Here is a 19,565-nt window from a genome sequence, read left to right on the forward strand (position 1 = left end):
ACGCCCTCCCCGCCGCGGGCCGGGGGGCGCGCGGGCCCCCCCGCCGGGGCCGCCCCCGGCCCCCGCCGGGGGGGGGGGGGCGCCGCGCCCCCCCCCCGGCTCCACCCGTAAGGGCTCTTCGACCGCAACCAGGGGGACATCGTGCAGTACAGCAATCCGCAGCCCGAGCCCGACGAGGACCCGGCGCCGGCCGTCGCCGACCCCGCGACCGGGGAGGTGAGGGTCCTCGCCCGCCTGTGCGACACCTGCATCTACCGCCCGGGCAACCTGATGAACCTCGCCCCCGGCCGTGTGCGGCAGCTGGCCGCCGAGGCCCTCGCCGCCAACGGGCACATCGTCTGCCACTCGACCCTGCCCGCCCTCGCCCCGCCCGGCACGAAGGGCGCGGTCTGCCGCGGCTTCGCCAACGCCCACGGCAGCGCGATCTTCGCGCTGCGCGTCGGTGCCGCCTTCGGCCGCATCGTCGAGATGCCGCCGCCGGCCAAGCGGGCGTGAATCAGCCGGGCTGCCTGATGCCCGTGCACAACCGCGGTACACCAGGGGAGGGTTCGCAAGCCCGATCTGCCGAGAGGGCGTACAGGTACGCCGACCACTCGATACGGTGGCGTTCCGTAGCGGAACGGATACTGAACCCGGGGGCCAGTGTGAAGCCCAGCAGCATCACGTTCGGGAAGTTCATCGCGCTGCGCCGCACGGCGAAAGGCTGGACGCAACTGCGCCTGGCCCACGAGCTGAACCGCAGCGAGGACTGGATGTCCCAAGTCGAACGCGACATCCAACAGGTCAAGGACCTCGCGCTGCTGCGGCGCCTCGCCGAGGTGCTGGGCGGCGATATCGGCGAGCTGATGGCCCTGCCGCAGCCCGCTGCCGATCGGCCGAGATCCCGCGCCCGCAAGCCGGCCTCGGCTACGCTGGCGAGCACTTGCGCTGCCGAGGAGGACGATGTGCGACGCCGCCCGTTTCTGACCCTGGCGGCTACCGCCCTCTTCGCCTCTGCCACCGGCCAGGAGGCCGCGCACGCCGAGGAGAAGGCCCCACTCGGCGGGCTGGAGGACCTCCTGCTGTACGGAGCGGGCCGGATTCCGGCGCCCCGCAGCGAACCAACCCACGAGACGCTCGCCGCATCGCTCCTGACGTCCCGTCGCGAGTTCAAGGCAGCCCAGTACGACGCGCTCGCCGAAGCACTGCCGAGCCGAATCGCCGCCGCCCAACTGGTCGGCACCACCGAGGAGCGGGCCCGCAACGTCGCCCAGCTCTACAACATCGCGGTCCGGCTGTGCATCAAGATCGGCGACAACAACCTGGTGGCCATCACCGCCGACCGCGCGCTCACCGCCGCACGGGCCGGCGGCGACCCCCTCGTGGTCGCCGAGGCCCAGAGGATGGTCTCCAGCTCCTGGCGCCGCCAGGGCAGCCTGGCCCGCGCAACCGACATCGTCGTGATCGCCGCCGAGGAACTGCTCGCCGACAACACGGTGCCCGAGACCGCCCGACTGGCCCTCCGCGGAGACCTGTACGCCACCGCCGCCTACACCGCCGCCAAGTCCGGCGACCGCGCCTACGCGCACGCCCTGATCCGGGAAGCCGCGGACAGCGCCGCAGCCGCCGGCCGAACCTCCGGCCTGGTGGACGGCATCCAGGGCGTCGCCCTGCACGAGCTGTCCGTGCACTACGAACTCGGCGACGCCGGAAAGGCGATCGAACTGGCCTCCACGATCGACCCGGCCGCCCTACCGACCGCCGAGCGGCAGGCCCGCTTCTTCACCGACGTCGCCCGCGCGTTCGACCAGTGGGGCAAGCCCGAACAGTGCTTCAAGGCCCTGCTGGCCGCCGAGGAGGCCGCTCCACAGGAGATCCACCGAGGCGCCGTCCGGGGCCTGGCCGGCGGCCTGCTGAGGCACGACCGAAAGCTGCCCGGCGTCCGGGACTTCGCCGCCCGAGCAGGCGTGCAGATTGCCTGACCCGCAGCCGCACTACGGCCCGTAGCCCGACTACGGATCCGGCCCCCGGCCCGGCAGTTCACTGGGAACGTCCGCACCTCCCACCCGCTGCCGAAGGCCTCCCATGCCCCAGCACAGCACCCCCCTGAACGCCGCCCGCAGCCGGCACGCCGCCGCTCCGCACGGACGGTTCGACACCCTCCTCACCGGCCTGTGGGCCGCCCTGCACCTGCCGGTCATCGTGCTTCTCGCCTTCGCCGTTGACCACCAGGCCAGCACCGCCGCCCAGCCGCCCACGGCCGCCGCCGAGCCCGCCCAGCTCGCACCCTAGGAGAGCCCCCGTGCCCCGTCGCACCCTGGCCTCCCTCACCACCCTGCGCCTCGGCGGCCCCACCGGCGACACCCTGACCATCTCCGACCCCAGCCACTGGCCGGACCTCGTCCACACCATCAACCGCCGAGGCCACGAAACCCCCCTGACCCTCGGCCACGGCAGCAACGTCATCGCCTCGGACGCCGGACACCCCGGCACCGTCGCCGTCATCAACACCCGCGGCATCACCGCCGAGCGGGTGGACGACACCACGGTCGCCGTCACCGTGAACGCCGGCCACCCACTCACCGACCTCACCGCCTGGGCCGTCACCGAACACCTCGCAGGAATCGAATGCCTGGCCGGCATACCCGGAACCGCCGGGGCCGCCCCCGTCCAGAACGCCGGAGCGTACGGGCAGCAGATCTCCGACACCCTGCACCACCTGCACGCCTGGGACTGGCACGCCGGCCGCATGCGGACCATCCCCGCCCAGGAATGCCAACTGGGCCACCGCCACAGCCGCTTCAAGCAGGAACCCGGCCGCTGGACCATCCTGTCCACGACCCTCCACCTCACCCGCACCGACACCGCCGCACCCATCACCAGCCGACACCTCGCACGCGAACTCGGCATCCCGGTCGGCACCCGGCCCCCGCTCGCCGAGACCACCGCGGCCGTCCTCGCCAACCGCCACCACCGCGGGCTCCTCCTCCACCCGGACAGCCCCGACGCCCGGCAGATCGGCTCCGCCTTCCTCGACCCGCCCGTCACACCCGAACAGGCCGCCCGCTGGTCCGCAGCCGGCTGCCCCGTCCACACCGACCGCGACGGCCACTGGCGAGTAAGCGCCGGCTGGCTGCTCGAACTCATCGGCTGCCACCCGGGATACCGGATCACCGAGGGCATCCACTGCTCGCGGCGGCGCACCCTGGCCCTCACAGCCCGCGGCGAGACCACAGCCACGACCTTCGCCCAGGTCCTCGCCGACCTGGCGGCGCAGGTCGACGCCAACACCGGGATCAACCTGCGCCCTGAACCCGTCCGCGTCGGCCACTGGCCCACGTAGGACCCGCACCCGGCGGCACAGAGCCAGCGCGACGATCCAACCGCCCATCCTGCCAACCGACTTGGTGTGCCCATCCAGCGGGGGGTTGGAGAGGTTGGGTGGTGGTGGGGCTGCCAGCAGCCCCACCACCACCCAACCCGCTGCAGGGACCGAACCCTGTGTGACCGAAGGCCGCCATGCCCACACCACAACCGCAGCCCGCCACCGCCGAAACCGTCACGGCCGCCCGCGACCGACACCGCCAAGCCGCCGCCGACACCAACCTCGGCCCCACCGCCCGCCGCTACCACCAGCACGCCGCCTGCGGCTACCACTGGGCACTCCAAGCCCTCGACACCCCGACCGCCCGCCGCCACCTCGGCTACGCCCACGCCTACGCCGAACAGGCCGCCAACCACGCCCCGGCCACCACCAAGTGGACGCTCACCCTTCCCGGCCCGTTCTGCGACTGGCTGACCGAGAACGCGCTGCTGCCCGGCGACTTCACCGGCAACGAGCCCGCCGACCGGGTCCTGCTCGCCTACCGCGCCGGCATCCCGCACCGCATCGACGCCTCCAGCTGGAGCCTGACGATCCCGGCCCACGACCCGATGGCGATGCACGAACTCACCCAGCTCGCCCTGCGTTTCGTGCAGCACTGCTCGGACGACAACCCCCACACGCCCGCCCAGGCCCGCGCGGCAACCGCACTCACCGAGCGGGTCGCAGCCCTCGCCAACCGCATGCTCCACGCGACCAACTGACGCCCGGCCGTGCCGACACCGGCCCGGCCACGACCTCGCCCAGGACCACCATGCCGAACCCCCGACCGATCCTCGCGCCAACAGGACCCGCCCCCTACCGGCGCACCGACCCGGCCCGCGCCTACCAACAAGCGCTCCACCGCGAGGCCGAAGCCCAACAAGCCCTCGCCGTCACCGCCTACGAACTCCTCGCCGCCCAAGCCCGCACCCACGTCCCCGAGACCGCCGCCATCGAGTTCGAACCCACCCCCACCTCCGACCGCATCCGCGCCCTATGGGCCAACCCCCGCGACCACCGCTACCCGACCCCGCCGCTGCTGTGGCGGCGCGCCCCCACCCTGTCCTCCGAACCGCCCTGGCTGAGGAAAGCGGAACGACTGCTACCCACCGTGCTGCTCGGGGCGCACCTGCCCGCCACCGAGCTGGCCGGCCACCGGTGCCTCCTCAACCTTCCAGCCCCGGACGTGGCCGCAGCCCTTGCCTCCCGCACCCGCCGAGCCTTCCCGCAGGCGACCGCACTCCTGCTCAGCCTCGACGCCCGCCCGCGCAGCATCACCGTCCAAGTCGCCAACATCGTCGGCCCCGACGGCACCTCCCTGCATGCGATCCCCAACGAACACGCCTGGGCAGCGCCACCCGCCCAGGCGTGGTGGCGGCACAACAAAGGCCACGTCATCCGAGCGGTCCGCCACCTCTGGGCGCACCCCGACCACCGGGCCCGCCACTTCCAGGCCCAGGGCCACCACTCCCTGATGTGGAACCAGGGCCTGCAAGCACTCGTTCTACCCCCCATCCCGGCCCTCCCCGGACTGCACCCCTGACGGCCAGACGGGCCCGTAGGAGTCCTCTACGGGCCCGTACGCCGGCACCTTCGGCCAGGAGAATAGGGAGCGCTGCCCAACGGCTACACGGCGGTGTCCCTCGGTCTGCCCGGCACCGATCCTCGCGCGCTGCCACCACGGTGGCACGATGACGAGGGGCACGGACCAGCCCCTCGGGCAGGACGCCGGAACGCTGGTCGAGGACGCGTAGGCGCGCGCTCGGGAACGAGCTCTGCGGCGGGCAAGACGAACAGGGCGATGCTTTTAATCCGTAGGCCTGCCGATTTCATTCGGAGACCGCATTTCGGTCCGACGCCCTTTGTGACCTGGGCTTTCTTCCGCTTGCGGGGGTGCGACAGGGCGCGCGACTTGTTTTCGATGGGTCGTGAGTGGGTCGATCGTGGGGCATTGAGATTGAATGACGGACCGTCAAGTTCTTACGATGAGCTACGGATTGCTCTGTTGATCGAGGCTCCCGGATGGGCCTTCGTGCGCCGCTTGCGGGGCGTGGACTGGTATCGGATGCCGCGGGAGAGCTTTCGGGCCGCATCGATGACCACTCGGGCCGTAGCCTCGGCGCTGAGATGGGCCGTCTCGGGGAGGACCGACGTGTACGTGTCGGCGGTGGTCATGATCGTGGAATGTCCCAACTGGGCCTGGACAACCTTGAGGTCGGACCCACCGGTCAAGGCGAGACTTGCCGCACCATGACGCAGGTCATGGAGCCGGACAGGTGGAAGGCCACTCCTGCGCACCATATTCTGGAAGACGTGGCCGATGTAGTCCGGGCGCAGCGGACGTCCGCACGTGTCGGTGAATATGAAGTCGGACTCATTCCAGTCAGTTCCCGCTGCGAGTTTCTCCTCCTTTTGCTGATTACGGTGTGCGTTCAGCGCGTGGATGGTGCTTCTGTCGAGAGCGATCGTTCGCTCGCCGGCCCGTGTCTTGACGGGGCAGACCTCGAGCCGTCCGTTCTCCCGCTGTTGTAGTTGCCGGGCGACCGTGAGGGTGTGGCCCGAGGCGTCGAAGTCCGACCAGCGAAGCCCCGCGCCCTCCCCGCGGCGGAGACCGCGTAGGGCGTACAGGTGGTACAGGGCGTACAGCCGGTGATCGCTTGCGAACGCGAGGAACGCGGCGGTCTGGACGGGCGTCCACACGGCAACAGGCGGGCGCTCGCCCGTCCGCCTCCACTCCGCGACCCGGTTGTCCGTCCAAACGACCGGGTATGGTCGAGGCGCCCGCGGTAGGTCCAGGTAGCGAGCAGGGTTGGTGGCCAGCACGTCGCTGCGCACCGCGAGGTTCAGAGCAGCACGCAGTGTCGCCTGGACGCGGCGCAACGTGCCGGCGCTGACCGGCCTGCCGGTGCTCTGGTGTCGACGGACGATGGTGCTGAATGCCCGCTGGATCTTGTCGCTGTTCAGCTCGCAAAGCAGCTCGCGGCCGAGCAGCGGCACGAGGTACTGCTCCAAGTGCTGGCGGTAGCCGCGGGCGGTCGACGGTCGCAGATGCGGTTCGACGATGACGTACCAACGCTGCAGCCACTGCCCAGTCGTGAGGAGCCCACCTTCGCGGACGAGGTCCCCGTCTTGCAGTCGCCTGAGCGCCCGTTCGGCATCAGCCCGCGTGCGATAGCCGCCCCGACGCAGCCGGGAGCGGCGGTCATCGACGGCCGCTTGCCTCGGCATCGCGAGATACCAGGAGCCGTGGCCACGGCGGCCAAGGTAGGGGCAGAGGCTTCCGAGCTGCCGACCAGTGTGAGGATCCCGGCATCCGCATCGCTTGTAGATCGTTCCAGCGCCGCGCATGACGTCCTCCTTCGGGATTGTGGGTGGACGCATAGCCAGTGTGGACCTTCGCTCTCTGTGATGGTCTGCGCCCGGGCGTTGATCAGCGGGACCGTCGATGATTTGTGCGGCGTCGGAAGGTTCGGCGGCCTTCAGGGCCCCGCCCGCAGGATGAAGGGCCTCGAATCTTCGCAATGCTCCTACGACGAACCGTCCCCGGTGGTAGGACATAGGCGATCGAGGACACGCTCTGGGGGGACTGTGGGCTGGCGCGAGGAAACGTTGACGGCGCTCGAGTCCTGGCTCGCGATGGAGGGCGGCACTGGCCGGAAGCCCTACTGGCGGATTCTGGGCCGCGCCGTCGCCGCCGGCCCCGGCGAGTACGCCGTCGATATCCGCGGCCTCACCATCAACGCCGACCAGCTCCAAGCCGACAGCCTCCGCCTCGCAGGGCCGGACGAGAACACGGTCGAGGACGGCCACCCGGTCCTGGACGTCACCCACGACGGCACCGCCCTGCGTATTCGTGTGCCTGACTTCGCCGACCCCGAAGACCCGTGCCTGTGGCTCCACCAGCAACCCGCGACGTTCCTCATCAAGTCCCTGCGCGACGGCATCGCCGGCATCACCGACGACGGCCTGGCCGGCTTGCTGGCCCGCGGTGAACCCGGCGGGCGACTCTCAGCGCACGGGTTGCCCGCAGGCACTCTCCTGCCGGCCCAGGACCTCGCCTACCGTGCCTGCGTCGGTACCGGCCTGTGGCTCGTCTGGGGGCCGCCCGGCACGGGCAAGACCTCGGTCCTCAAGCGTGCCATCAGTGACCTGATCGTCACCGGAAAACGCGTGCTCCTGGTATCGGCGACGAACATCGCCGTCGATAACGCTCTCCTTGGCGTCGTGAAGGAACAGCGCCACTCTCCCGGGCAGCTCGTCCGCGTCGGCCCACCCCACCTGAAACAGATCGCCGACGACCCCCAGGTCTGCCTGCCCCTCATGGTGCGGGCGAAGCTCACCGCCATCGATGAGCAGCGCGAAGCCGTCGCCGCTGAACTCAGCGCTCAACAGCAGCGGGCCCGACAACTCGCGGTGCTCACCACGCGCCTCGCTGACTTCGACGCCGATCACTACATCCGGCAGCGTCGGCGTCTGGACGACCCGGCTCTGGCGGTGGAGCACCTCACCGCGCAACTCGCTACGTGGTCCGATCAGCACCGCGATCTGCAGCCCGTCCTCGCGCAGGCCGCGGACCGGGCCGAACAAGCCCGGAACCACCGCGACAGCGCCGCCGAGCACCGCGCGGCCTGGGCCCAAGTCGCCGCCTTGGAAGCCGAAGCTGTGGACGTTGAAGCGGCCGCCACCAGCGCCGAAGCTCGCGCTCTCCTCGCGCACCAGGAGCTGGCCGAGACACAGCAGGCCCTCGACGACCTCGAAGCCAAGAAGGGCCTGGCCAAACTCGCGGCGCGTTCCGCCATCGCCGCCGCGGAGAAGCACCGCGACGCCACTCTCGCACGCCACCAAGGCACCTTCGACAAAGCCCGGCAAGCCCGTGCCCTCGCCGACCGCCACCGCCTCCAGACCCACGCCACCGTCACCCGGCTCAGCCGGCAGATCCCGCTCACCCGGGACGCCCTGGCCGCCATCGACACCGAGCTGCACCAAGCCGACAACGCGTTGCGCCAGACCCGCGACGCCGAGGAGGATGCGGCCGCCCGGATCGTCCACCTCGACGAACAACTGCGCCTGACCCTCGCCGCATCCGAGGACGTCAAGAAGGCCGAACGCCGAGGACATCCGGCTACCCACCGCGAAGCCCAGGCCCTACAGTCCCAGGTCGCCGCGGACACCACCCGCCACCCCGCGCTGATCAAGCAGCACCGCGAACTCCACGAGCAGTACGAACGCCTGGCCCGCGACGCGCAAGGCCAGATCATCCGCGAGGCCCGCCTCGTCGCCACCACCCTCGCCAGATTCCGCACCAACCCGACCGTCTTCGAAGGCCCCTACGACGTCGTCCTCGTCGACGAGGTCGGCGCCGCCACCCTGCCCGAAGTACTCCTCGCCGTCGCCAAGGCCAAGACCACCGCGGTCCTCCTCGGCGACTTCATGCAGCTCGGCCCCGTGCTCCCCGAAGCCCTCAAAAGCAGCCAGCGCCCCGACATCCGACGCTGGCTCCTCACCGAGGTGTTCGACCACTGCCGCATCGACACCCCGGCCGCCGCCCGCGCCAACCCCGGATGCATCAGCCTCGACGTCCAGCACCGCTTCGGCCCCGACGTCATGGGCCTGGCCAACACCCTCGCCTACGACGGCCTGCTCACAGGCGGGCCCACCGTCCGCGCCCGAGCACGCGCCAAGGCACAGGACGACGCGGAAATCGTCATCGTCGACACCGACGGACTCGGAGGCCTCGCGCAGATCCACCGCCTCGGCCCCTCCAGCGGATGGTGGCCCGCCGGCCTCCTCCTCGCCCGAACCCTCGTGGAACTCCACCGCGCCGACGGAGACACCACCGGTATCGTCACCCCCTACGGAGCACAAGCGGAAGCCACGCTCGCAGCCCTGCGGGACATCGAAGGCGACTCCGGACTCCTCGCCGAAGTCGGCACCGCCCACCGCTTCCAAGGCCGTGAGTTCCCCGTCGTCATCTTCGACCTCGTCGAGGAGCAACACAGCCGCGGAATGTGGATGGCCCAGGCCTCACGGCGCCCAGGCAGCGGAGACTGGGCCAACAACGGCGTCCGCCTGTTCAACGTTGCCACCACCCGAGTGCAGAACCGCCTCTACCTCATCGGCAGTCGCAGCCGCATCATGGCTGCACCCTACGACACTGCCCTCGGGGCCGTCCGAGGGCTCGTCGAGGCAGGCGCAGTCCGCACCATCCGAGCCGCCAGCCTCGTCACCCCGCTCGCAGCCGAGGCCCCCGGGCTCGGCCCGGTCGGTGCCCGCCTCGCGGACATCCTCAGCCGGCACGTGGAGATCGCCGACGTCCAGGACGAGGTCGCCTTCTACAAGACCTTCGCCAACCACATCGCCGAGGCCAAGCACTCCCTCTGGATTTGGACCCCATGGGTCGCAAAGCGCGTACGGAGCCTGCTCCCCGCCCTGGAGGACGCCGTACGACGAGGCGTGCAGGTCACCGTATTCGTCCGGGACCAGAGCGACCAGAACCAGCAGAGGTTCACCGAGTACCTCGACCAACTCAAGGCCGTCACCCCCTCAGTGATCCCCGTCAACGTCATGCACCAGAAGATCGTCGTCATCGACGAGCAGACCGTGCTCCTCGGAAGTCTCAACGCCCTCTCCCAGAGCCACTCCCGCGAGATCATGCTGACCGTGCGAGGTACCCACTTCGCCCGCAAGATCCTCGAGCACGAGCACGCCGAGGACTTCGCCCGGCCTCCGAGATGCGCCGGCTGCCAGGGAGACCAGCTCGACCTCAGGCGAGGCAAGGCCGGCTGGTACTGGCGCTGCTACGACAGGGCGTGTCCCGCCCGCAAGGGCGACCGAGGGTGGACCGTGCCAGTGCAGCTCTCAACGGCCAGGCCCAAACGCGGAAGTCGCTGAACACAAGGCTCGCCGGCTGTCGCCGTCGGGGCATAGTCCTGGGCACCGCAGTAGTCCGCCTCTGGCGCCGTGCACTCACCGGGCCCCTGGCCAGCCAGGGTCATGGGTGGCCCAGGCACAGGGAGTTCGAGTGCAGCCGGCACTGCGACGGTCTCGTCCTGCTTGTCACTCGCTGGCCGGCTGCGGGTGGCCCTCAGCATGCTGCCGGGCCAGCTGACCCCTGCTGAGCGCAGACTGGCCCAAGCGCCGGGCGCATGGCGGCCGCGGCCATGCCGAAGCGGCTGACGGGCGGGGTTGTCAGTACCCCCAGCTAGGCTCGCAGGCCGAGACCGATAAGGGAGCTAGGTGTTCGGCAGCTCACTGACTTTCGACATGGTGCAGGACCCCTGTGTGCGGGCCACCGTCCACACGGACAAGGGCAAGAACGCCGCCGTCCGCAGCACGCCGAACGGCTCTCAGCCGCGGATCCGGGCCGCGGCGGCGATCAACGTACCGTTCTACGCGGGCGAGGCCGTCGAGTGGACCCGGCATCTCCTCCAGGCACCCGATGGCATCGCGCTGCTTCACCAGGCGCCGGACCATGCGGCACCGGGCCCGGGCTGCTGGGAGCACGATGAGGCCAAGGCCGCCGCAGACCCGTGGCGCACCGGGTCCCTGGAGCCGGCCGCCGCCACCGCGAGTGGCGGCGAGAAGGGCGAGGAGCGGGTTGGGCGATGGGAGTGCCGCAGGCTGGTCTACCGCTTCTACCCCAGGTGTCCGGTCCAGCCCTATGCCGGTGGGCGTGAGGCTGGCGGGGAGTGGGACAGAGACCGGATTCGTGTAGGGGTGCGAGGCTCCTCGGGGTACTGGTCGAAGCTTCCAAGTGGAAGACGGCGATCCACTAATTCCCATGCGGGAATCGCCGTTCACTCGAACGGGTTAATCGCACGCCGTCTTCGGTGTCGAAATCCGATCGGTTCCACTCGGCTCAAAGGGGGCAAAGTGGCGGAAATTCGGCCTTCTGTCGGATGCGGCGACCGCTTTGACGCGACCAGTGACCGACCTTGACCGTCCCCATGATGAGTGTGCAATTCGCATTGGACTGAGGGCAGTTGGCCAAACCCACGACCTGGACGCAACGGAGGGCGGGAACGTGTAGCGTCGCTCCTGTGAGCCGAAAGGCGCACAAAATCACAAGCGGAAAAGCGCCTCGGCGCGGGTCTGAACCACCCGCACCGAGGCCCTAGCGAGGAGTGCAAATGCAGCACCGCGCAATCACGGGGCGATGGAAGCGCCCCGTGATCATTCCCGACGCTATCAGCTGGTCGGCCGCCCGAGGCGGCTTCGTTTCCTGGGAGGTCACGGTCTCCCTGGGGGCGGCAGTGGCCTCGCTGACGGCCGTGTGCGTTGCGGTCGGAGCGGTGACGAAGCCCTGGGATGGGGTCGTCCTCGGTGGCTTCATTGCCGCGGCGAGCCGCACCAGGCTGGTCTACCGCCGCGTCCGTCTCCTCTGAGACAGCTCCTGGGGCCGGCGGGCGCTCCGCCGGCTCCAGGAGCCAGCGCCGCCGTCAGCGGCGGCCCTTTTCAGCGTGCCGCACCGGTGTCGATTCACCCGGAGCGGCGGGAGAAACTCGGGCAGGGACAGATGATCACATGGGAGTCGGTGCCGTGCGCGGTGTGCGAGCAGCCGTTCCGCAGGAGGGTCGGACGGCCGGGCCGCCCCCGCGTCTACTGCGGGCGCAGATGCCGACGCCTGAACCAGCAGGTTCGGGACGCGGCCAGGCGAGAGCCGAGGAAGATCGAACAGTGGGCCAGCCGGATCGCGGAGGACATGCTCGCGCTGGCCGGCGACCTGGTGGAGGCAGAGCAGGAACAGGCCCAGCTGGCGGTGCGCCTGCGGCTCGCACGGGACCTGGCCGCCAACGCGCAACACTTCATTGCCGCGGCCGTCCACGACGCCCGCACGGCGGGCCACTCCTGGAAGGCAGTGGGCGAGGCCGCAGGGGTGAGCGCCGACACCGCCCGCGCGCGGTGGGCCGAAGGAAAGGTCCTCCAGCAGCTTCAACGCCGGGAGCTGCGGCGGCCACCGGCCCCCCGCGCGGTGTCACCGACACCAGATGCACCAGGCGTACTGCGAGCACGCGCCACCCGGCGTGAACAGCTCGCGTCTGCACTGGCGACGCTCCACCGCCGCAGCGACGTCACTGTTCAGCGGGCGGCCGAGCTTGCCTGCTGCTCGCCGTCCTACGTGTCGCGAGTGCTCCTGGGTGAGCGCGTACCGTCCTGGCCGTTCGTCCACATGCTGGTGACGATCCTCGGCGGGAATCCGGCCGAGATCCGGCTGCTGTGGGAGGGCGCACACGGGCTGGCCCCGTCAGGCAGGCTCGCCGTCGGCGACGCCGCCGACCAGGTACTGGCTGCGCTGCGCGGACTCCACCTGGCAGCCGGCGAGCCGGACTTGCGTGACGAGGCCTACCGGGCGGTGCTGCGCGGAGATGTCGTACCCGCGTGGCCAGTGGTGAGCGCCATGGTCATCGCCCTCGGCGGACAGCCTGCCGATGTCCGTTCCGTATGGGAGAACCTCCACTACGCCGCACTGGCGTCGGCCCTCGACGACGCCTTGCCCTCTCACAGCACAGGCCGCCTCCCGCAGCAGGGGGAAGCCGGACACGTGCCCGACATGGGCGGGGACGGAGGAAACGGGCCGTGAACCTGGCGATCGGATACGCTGCCTTCGCCCAGCGCCATCGAACCCCATACCGGCGGTACGCGGCGTCACGGCTGAACAGTGACACACTCGGGGACCTGGTGGCCGAGCGCGTGCTGGACATCCTGTCCTGGCAATGGCCACAGGTGGTGGGAAGTGAGAGCCCAGCCGCCGAGGCGTGGGCGGTACTGCGACAGGAAGTCATGACCGCGCTGGGTCTGCACAGCAACTGCCCCGATGTGCTGCACCGCACCCTGTCGGCCGCCGCCGCCGACGCAGCGCTTCTGCACTACCGCCTCGGCATGAGGCTCACGGAAGCCGGCGTTCTCATGGGAACACCCGCTTCCTCGGTAGCTGCGCACCTCCTAGTGGCCGAGCGCGCCCTCCCGCCTTCCATCGCCGCCAGCCTCACGGCCTGCCACAGCCATTGGCCGTGATTCATTTCTCTCGCACGAGTCGGGGGTGGCGCGAGGTTTCGCACCTACGCCACCCCTTCGCTCATGTGCGCCCCTCTACTGCGCCATGGGTTCCACCGATCGAGTTCCTGACGGTCCATGACCTGGCGGATCTCCAACCTGGCTCTCTACGATGGCACTTCGACCGCCGGCTTCACGCTGGCCGCAGGCCGAAGGGGGCGCCGTATGGACAGTGAGAGAAAATACGAGGCACGCGATTTCGATCCCGACGAGCCCAGCGTCGCCAGGATGTACGACTACCTGCTCGGCGGCGTCCACCACTACCCCGCGGACCGGGCAGGCGTCGAACAACTGCTGATGATCGCACCCAGCACGGAAGCCGTCGCCAAGATCAACCGGGCCTTCCTCGGCCGGATCGTCCGCACGCTGGTGGAGGACTACGGCGTACGGCAGTTCCTGGACCACGGGTCGGGACTGCCGACGCAGCAGAACGTCCACCAGATCGCGCAGGCGATCCACCCCGACTGCAGGGTCGTCTACATCGACAACGACCCCATGGTGCTGGGAGCGGGCCGATCGCTGCTAGCCGAGAACGACAGGACGGCCGTGGTCCACGCGGACATGCGCGACACCGACGGGATCTTCTCCCACCCGGAGGTGGAACGACTCATCAAGCCCGGAGTCAAGACCGCAGCGCTCTTCGTCTCGGTGCTGCACTGCATCCGGGACGACAGCGACCCGAGCCCCGCCGAACTTGTCCGCTCCGTAGCGGACAGGCTTCCGCAGGACGCGGACAGCTACATGGTGATATCGCAACTCGTCAGCGACCGCCGCTACGTCAGGGACGGCATCACCCAGCTCATGGCGGAGCTGACCCACAACACCTGGGGACAGGTGCGCACGGCAGAGGAGGTACTGGCCTACTTCGACGGCATGGACATCCTGAATCCGGGCGTCGTGGAGGTCTCCAACTGGCGGCCCGCACAGACCGGACTGCGGCCCATCCAGAAGACCGACGAGTGGATCGAGTACGGCGGAGTGGCACATATCCGGCGCTAGCCGACGGGTGACCACCGACAGTCGAATGACACTTCGCCGCCGGCCCAGCCAATGGCCTTCTCAATGAGGCCAAGGCTGGCCCGGCGGTCCGCGACCTGCATCTTCAACCGGTCGAGCATGTACCGGTACGACTCGACCTCGGAGTCCTTGCTCACGTAGGAGGCGCCGTTCTGTATCTGCTCCACGTATACCACCTCCGCGGGCCCGGAAGGGTCGAAGCTTAGGTAGGTGAAGGCAGAACGTGGAGGGGTGACCCCGGATTCAATCGGCAGGATACGGACGTTGACCTGGTCGTCGGCCAGCTGCGCTTCGCGCAGACGGTGCAACTGGCCGAGCAGGACCTCCGCGCCGCCGATCCTGCGGTACAGCACGCTCTCATCCAGAAGAACGAGCAGCGCCGGCGGCTTCTCGCTACGCAGGATCCGCTGACGCTCCATTCGCTGCTGAACAAGGCGAGGAATGTCCTGCAGCTGGTTGGAGAGCTTCTTGTACCGTCCTCCGCGGATGATGGCTTCGGCGTATTCCGGGGTCTGCAGCAGGCCCGGCACCACCACCCCTTCCCAGATCTGGATGCGCGCCGCAGCGCCCTCGAGCCCGATCAGGCGCCGGAACCATCCAGGAGTCACGTCCGAGTACTCGCCGGCCCACGGTGCGGCGTCGACGTGCCGCAGCAGTTCCTCGATGTCGGCGATCTCGTCAGGGTCCTGCACTCCGTAGTACCTGACCAGCGACCACACGTCGGCGGCCGTCGGTGTGCACTCTCCCCTCTCCATCCGACTGATCTTCGAGACGGAGGCCCTAATCACAGGGGCGATCTCACGGATGGTCAACCCGTGGGCGTCGCGTTGGCGGCGCAGGTAGTTGCCGAGCACCTTGGCAGCAGCGGCTGGCGGAGCGCCGCCCAGACGGCGGTTCGGCGGATCCGGCAGGCTGCGGACGACCGGGTCGGCGGACATGCGGGACTCCCAGGAAAGCGACAACTCCGGTCACTATCCCACGCGTCGGGTTCCCGCATGCCCGCTGTTCTAAAATCGGACCGGCCTCACGCTCCAGCGGGGATCAGGTGATCGAAGGCGCCGGACTTGACGCCCTGGGCGAACGCCACGGCCTCCGCACCGGTGAAGACGAGCGCCGGCCCGCCGGGGAAGCGGGAGTTGCGGATGGCCAGGCCGCCCCCCGGGAGGGGCGCCAGCTCCACGCAGTCTCCCTGCTCCATGCTTTGCGGCGCCTTCACCCACACCGTGGGGATCGAGTCGCCGGGGACACCGTTGTCGAAGATTTCAGGCATGTCTGAGCTCCGTTCAGCCATGATATGAATAGCCCACAAATCGCCTCAGTGGGACGGAAGTTGGGCCATGCAATCCCATCTGCAATTGCATGCCGGGCGGGCTGGCGAAATACTAGTGGCGGACGAATCGAACGCGGTGTCCTCCGAACGGGTGCAGTTCAGTGGCGCCGAACGCGGGTTGGGTTCAGTCCCGCGGGGGAATGCCACCACGGGACGGCGGGAGAGGGCACTGATGAGCGAAACCCGCGAAGGCGACGGGCGCCTGTTCGACCTGGGGCTGGAAGCTGGGCTCGGCACCCCCTTATTCACAGCCTGCCGGATCCGCCACGAGCCCACTTCTCTGGTAGACCTGCGCAGATTCACTCGCCAAACTCTGGGGTTCTGGGGCCTGGGCGCCATCAGCGACGACACGGCCAGCGTCGCCACTGAACTTGCCCATCGCCTCGTTCCCGAACCGGGATTCCCCTTCGGCGCCACCACAGGTTGGGTCAGCCTGACCATCCTCGGAGGCCCCAACGCCACCCTGCTGTGCGTGGCAAGCGGCACACCAGGCAACCCGCCGTCGGCACCCCACTCCCACTCCGGCCGCATCCTCACCGCGCTCACCCGCAGCTGGGTGCACGCAACCGACGCCACCTGGGCCCGACTCCCGCTGCGGTGATCAACCCGAACCGCATCGAGCGACATGCCCGACACCACCAGCACTGCCAACGGACGACGGCTCACCGTCCACGGCATCCCGGCCTTGAAGCCCGCACTGCCGTCCGCACCAGGGTCAACGCTGAGCACGGCACGCCTACCCACAGGTGATGGTTCGTCTGCCGAGCGGTCCGAGCGGGTAAGCCCTACCGCATGATCACTTCTGTCTGGTGGCGCCGCAGCGCCACCACCGTCGCTGTCGTCGCGCTCGCCCTGATCCCCGCCGCCGCCCCGGCCACAGCCGCCACGGCCACCGCAACGCCGGCCCCGGCCGTCGCACCGCACCGTGCGCTGCCCGAACCGCCGCCCGCCGAGCAGGCCCGCGCCGAACTCGACCAGCTCATCGTCGAGGCCCCGCACAGCATGGACGGCTACTCCCGCACAAAGTTCCCGCACTGGATCACGCAGTACGGCACCTGCGACACCCGCGAGGTCGTCCTCAAGCGCGACGGCCAGGACGTCGTCCAAGACGATCAGTGCAGGGCCGTGGCCGGCACCTGGGTCAGCCCCTACGACGACAAGATCCTCACCAGCGCGTCCCAGGTCGACATCGACCACCTGGTGCCGCTTGCATCTTCGTGGAGGTCGGGCGCCGACACCTGGACCACCGACAAGCGCCGCGCCTTCGCCAACGACCTGACCCACAGCCAGCTGATTGCGGTCTCCGCCGCCTCCAACCGGGCCAAGGGCGACAAAGGCCCCGACGCCTGGCGACCCCCGTCCATCGCCTACTGGTGTACCTACAGTCGCGCCTGGACCGACATCAAGTACACCTACGGCCTCAGCGCCACCGAGACGGAGAAGAGCGCGCTGGCCGAGATGCTCGACACCTGCGCGTAGCAGTACCTGGCAGGCCCGTCCCGCGAGTCGACGGGCCTGCCACCTCAAAACGAGGGTATGGCGCAGCAGGGACCGGCCCGTTGAACGGGCGGTCGGGGACATGCTGCCGACGGCCGGCCACGGCGCTATCAACGCGGCCCAGCCCCGTCATATTCACGGGCACAGGTCTCAGTTGTGGAGCCCGCAGGAACCACAGAACAGGCGACCACAATCTGGTGCACCGGCGCGGATTCCAGAGGTACGTGGACTTGCGCCGGGGACTGTCATCCGAGGCCTGGAATTTGACTTCCCACTTAGTCGCCCAGCGCGATATTAACCACCCTCTGCCAATCTCCGGGCCGCAGATGCAAAAGGCTGGAGCAACACATTCCGGAATTGAGAGTGGCGTCACGCAACCGGGAGAGGGGAGTGGGTCGCCGGATCGGCCCGGACCGCGTGCTGCGCGCGGCCGACAAGGCCGGCAAAGCACGCTGCCGGCCGCAGGGAACTGCGCAGGCCGATCAGAGCGTCGACGCTCAGACACCTCACGAGGAGAACCTCCAGCTCGCGGCCGTCGATCAGGGGCCCGCCCTCGGCCTGTCAGCTCACATGATCACGCCGCCCGCTCCGACCGGGTTCCCGCAAAGCCCGTCGGCAGAACCCGGGACTGGCCTCTGCCCGCTGGCACCACCCGTCCCTCCGCACGCCCCCGTGGCACCTAGCAGCCGTCTATGCCTGCACCGCCGACCGCGCCCCGCGATGCCCTCCCCGCGCGGCGGCCCTACCGGCCTGTGGCGAGGTCCCCAGCCGGCGGCACCAAGGCCACGGATACACGTCGTGGGGCCGTCGGCGTTTGTGCCGGTGGCCCCACGACAGAACTGCTGGAAAGCTGCCCGACTACTCTGCGACTCCCAGCCGGAGAGTGCCGCCGTCAGGAAGACTGTGAATCTTCTGGGCGATCGGACCCCTGATCCGCATCGCCTCGCCCGCCTCCCGGACCACGATGTTTTCGAAGGAGTAGTCGCCGCCGGCAACGAAGAACTGGAGCGGCACCAGACGCTGGTCGGGAGCGAGGGCACCGTTCTGCTTCTGGAACTCGTAAGCGAAGGACGCGGTGGCGTTCACATCCGGGTCGCTCAGCAGCCACGCGGCCCAGTCGTGCAGACTTGCCCCAAGGTCCTCCGCCTCTGCGGTCTCGGGGTCGAATGCGACAACTCGCTCGCCGCCAACGATCGCGAACTGGGTGCCGAACAGATCCTGACCGAAGCAGAAAACATCGTCGGCCAGGCCCTCGTACGTGCTCTTCCACAGATCGTCCGAGTTCCACGACAGGAGGTCGGGCCCCAGCCCTTCCTCGCCGACCCGGAAGACCTGGACGCCGGCGTTGAACACGAAGAAACCGTTCATCCGGCCGAGCAGGACCCCGAGCTCGTGCAGCGGCCCGGCCTCGCGGCCGAAGTCGAGCTCAATAGCCGGGCCCATCGGGCCGCGGGCACGGCCGATCAACTGGTCCAGTGGGCTGTCGGACATCCGTTTCACTCCGCTGTTTGTGCTTCTGGGCCGATCGGCCTGGTCAGGTAATGGTCGCGCACCTTGTCGGTGACGACCAAACGAAGGGTCGGCTGGAGAACGGGCGCATCCGGAAGGGCGTCCCACTTGGCGAAAGGCCACCAGCGACTGTGCGCGGCCAGCATCATCCGCTCGCCGTGCTCGACCTCGCCGCGGGTCGCGTACCAGCCCGCCATCCACAGACAGATGGAGTACTGCTCGGGCTCCACCCCCGTGTCGGAGAGCAGTTGGTGCGCCCTTGCGAAGTCGTTCGTCTCACACAGAGCCTCCCACACCAGCCGCCGCTGCTTCCCCTCGAGGTCAAGGTAGTTCCGGTCAAGGAGCCCGGCCCCGATGACACCCTCGGGCGGCCGGACCGGGCCGCCCCAGTCACTGTGGCAAGGGAGAAGGGGCTCCGCGCCCTGCCGGGGCAGCTCCTGGGAAGTCCACTCAAGGTCCCTCCGCAGGTGGCGGCCGTCCGGGATGCGCTCAACACACGCTGCCAGCCGCGGTGCAGCCGGCTTATCCGCGTACACCTGGCCCGCGAGAAGCGCCGACCGGAACGGTACGGATTGATCACACAGCTCTCCTCCGAGCGGGCCATCGCTCTCGATCAGGGCCTGGGTCAGGCCGGCGGCCTGCGCGAACTCCCCTGTCCAGAAGAGCACCTGCACGGCCGCTGCCGCGGCCTCCCACACCGGCCCCCGGGCGCCGCCCTTCCTGGACGCAATCTCCAGCAGATCCGGAAGGTCAGCGACGAAGTTTCCCTTCCTTGCATCGGAAATAATCTTCTCGCTCTTATTCACGGCAGCCTCC

The 19,565-nt window shown here is 69.4% G+C and carries 18 protein-coding genes; 13 read left to right on the plus strand and 5 right to left on the minus strand.

Annotated features, from left to right (window positions below):
• Nucleotides 1-141: 141 nt before the first annotated feature.
• From ACFY2K_RS03995 to ACFY2K_RS04020, 6 genes are all read left to right on the plus strand, one after another.
• Nucleotides 142-495, plus strand: coding sequence for a hypothetical protein (locus ACFY2K_RS03995; RefSeq protein ID WP_387709457.1), 354 nt, complete (start codon nt 142-144; stop codon nt 493-495).
• Between the two features lie 149 nt (nt 496-644).
• Nucleotides 645-1,961: a helix-turn-helix domain-containing protein gene (locus ACFY2K_RS04000; protein ID WP_387709459.1), complete on the plus strand. Its 1,317-nt coding sequence runs from the start codon at nt 645-647 to the stop codon at nt 1,959-1,961.
• Nucleotides 1,962-2,064: 103 nt separating this feature from the next.
• Nucleotides 2,065-2,271 carry a hypothetical protein gene (locus tag ACFY2K_RS04005; protein ID WP_387709461.1) on the plus strand — a complete coding sequence of 69 codons (207 nt, stop codon included), beginning with the start codon at nt 2,065-2,067 and terminating at the stop codon, nt 2,269-2,271.
• Nucleotides 2,272-2,281: 10 nt separating this feature from the next.
• Nucleotides 2,282-3,322, plus strand: a complete 1,041-nt coding sequence (locus ACFY2K_RS04010; protein ID WP_387709463.1) for a UDP-N-acetylmuramate dehydrogenase — start codon at nt 2,282-2,284, stop codon at nt 3,320-3,322.
• A 176-nt stretch (nt 3,323-3,498) separates the two neighbouring features.
• A complete protein-coding gene (locus ACFY2K_RS04015; RefSeq protein ID WP_387709464.1) occupies nt 3,499-4,065 on the plus strand; it encodes a hypothetical protein in 567 nt (188 codons plus the stop codon).
• A 50-nt stretch (nt 4,066-4,115) separates the two neighbouring features.
• Nucleotides 4,116-4,886, plus strand: a complete 771-nt coding sequence (locus tag ACFY2K_RS04020) for a hypothetical protein (protein ID WP_387709466.1) — start codon at nt 4,116-4,118, stop codon at nt 4,884-4,886.
• 437 nt (nt 4,887-5,323) lie between these two features.
• Here ACFY2K_RS04020 and ACFY2K_RS04025 read toward each other — a convergent pair whose 3' ends face one another.
• The gene (locus tag ACFY2K_RS04025; RefSeq protein WP_387709468.1) at nt 5,324-6,691 is read right to left on the minus strand and encodes a tyrosine-type recombinase/integrase; all 1,368 of its coding nucleotides are present in this window, start codon (nt 6,689-6,691) and stop codon (nt 5,324-5,326) included.
• 261 nt (nt 6,692-6,952) lie between these two features.
• Here ACFY2K_RS04025 and ACFY2K_RS04030 point away from each other — a divergent pair, with 261 nt between their 5' ends.
• The 5 genes from ACFY2K_RS04030 to ACFY2K_RS04050 all read left to right on the plus strand — a co-directional run bounded on the left by ACFY2K_RS04030 (nt 6,953) and on the right by ACFY2K_RS04050 (nt 14,395).
• Complete coding sequence (locus tag ACFY2K_RS04030; protein ID WP_387709470.1) at nt 6,953-10,234, plus strand: AAA domain-containing protein; 3,282 nt, start codon at nt 6,953-6,955, stop codon at nt 10,232-10,234.
• A 1,277-nt stretch (nt 10,235-11,511) separates the two neighbouring features.
• Entirely contained in the window at nt 11,512-11,727 is a 216-nt protein-coding gene (locus tag ACFY2K_RS04035) for a hypothetical protein (protein WP_387709472.1), read from the plus strand.
• Between the two features lie 86 nt (nt 11,728-11,813).
• Nucleotides 11,814-12,923 carry a helix-turn-helix domain-containing protein gene (locus ACFY2K_RS04040; protein ID WP_387709474.1) on the plus strand — a complete coding sequence of 370 codons (1,110 nt, stop codon included), beginning with the start codon at nt 11,814-11,816 and terminating at the stop codon, nt 12,921-12,923.
• On the plus strand, nt 12,920-13,357 hold the full coding sequence (locus tag ACFY2K_RS04045; RefSeq protein WP_387709476.1) for a hypothetical protein: 438 nt from the start codon (nt 12,920-12,922) through the stop codon (nt 13,355-13,357). Before ACFY2K_RS04040 ends, ACFY2K_RS04045 begins: the two co-directional genes overlap by 4 nt.
• Nucleotides 13,358-13,561: 204 nt before the next feature.
• Nucleotides 13,562-14,395, plus strand: coding sequence for an SAM-dependent methyltransferase (locus ACFY2K_RS04050; RefSeq protein ID WP_387709711.1), 834 nt, complete (start codon nt 13,562-13,564; stop codon nt 14,393-14,395).
• Here the strand turns inward: ACFY2K_RS04050 and ACFY2K_RS04055 are convergent.
• The gene (locus tag ACFY2K_RS04055; protein ID WP_387709478.1) at nt 14,392-15,351 is read right to left on the minus strand and encodes a helix-turn-helix domain-containing protein; all 960 of its coding nucleotides are present in this window, start codon (nt 15,349-15,351) and stop codon (nt 14,392-14,394) included. The genes ACFY2K_RS04050 and ACFY2K_RS04055 overlap by 4 nt on opposite strands.
• An 86-nt stretch (nt 15,352-15,437) precedes the next feature.
• The gene (locus ACFY2K_RS04060; protein ID WP_387709480.1) at nt 15,438-15,683 is read right to left on the minus strand and encodes a DUF397 domain-containing protein; all 246 of its coding nucleotides are present in this window, start codon (nt 15,681-15,683) and stop codon (nt 15,438-15,440) included.
• 67 nt (nt 15,684-15,750) lie between these two features.
• Between ACFY2K_RS04060 and ACFY2K_RS04065 the strand changes: the two genes are divergently transcribed.
• Complete coding sequence (locus ACFY2K_RS04065; protein ID WP_387709482.1) at nt 15,751-16,344, plus strand: hypothetical protein; 594 nt, start codon at nt 15,751-15,753, stop codon at nt 16,342-16,344.
• 194 nt (nt 16,345-16,538) lie between these two features.
• Nucleotides 16,539-17,222 carry a DUF1524 domain-containing protein gene (locus ACFY2K_RS04070; protein ID WP_387709713.1) on the plus strand — a complete coding sequence of 228 codons (684 nt, stop codon included), beginning with the start codon at nt 16,539-16,541 and terminating at the stop codon, nt 17,220-17,222.
• A gap of 876 nt (nt 17,223-18,098) precedes the next feature.
• On the opposite strand, the gene ACFY2K_RS04075 is transcribed toward ACFY2K_RS04070, so the two are convergent.
• Nucleotides 18,099-18,731, minus strand: coding sequence for an SMI1/KNR4 family protein (locus ACFY2K_RS04075; protein WP_387709484.1), 633 nt, complete (start codon nt 18,729-18,731; stop codon nt 18,099-18,101).
• 5 nt (nt 18,732-18,736) lie between these two features.
• Entirely contained in the window at nt 18,737-19,555 is an 819-nt protein-coding gene (locus ACFY2K_RS04080) for a hypothetical protein (protein WP_387709486.1), read from the minus strand.
• Nucleotides 19,556-19,565: the final 10 nt, after the last annotated feature.

It is taken from the genome of Kitasatospora sp. NPDC001309 (assembly GCF_042896295.1).
In the GTDB taxonomy this organism is placed as follows: domain Bacteria; phylum Actinomycetota; class Actinomycetes; order Streptomycetales; family Streptomycetaceae; genus Kitasatospora.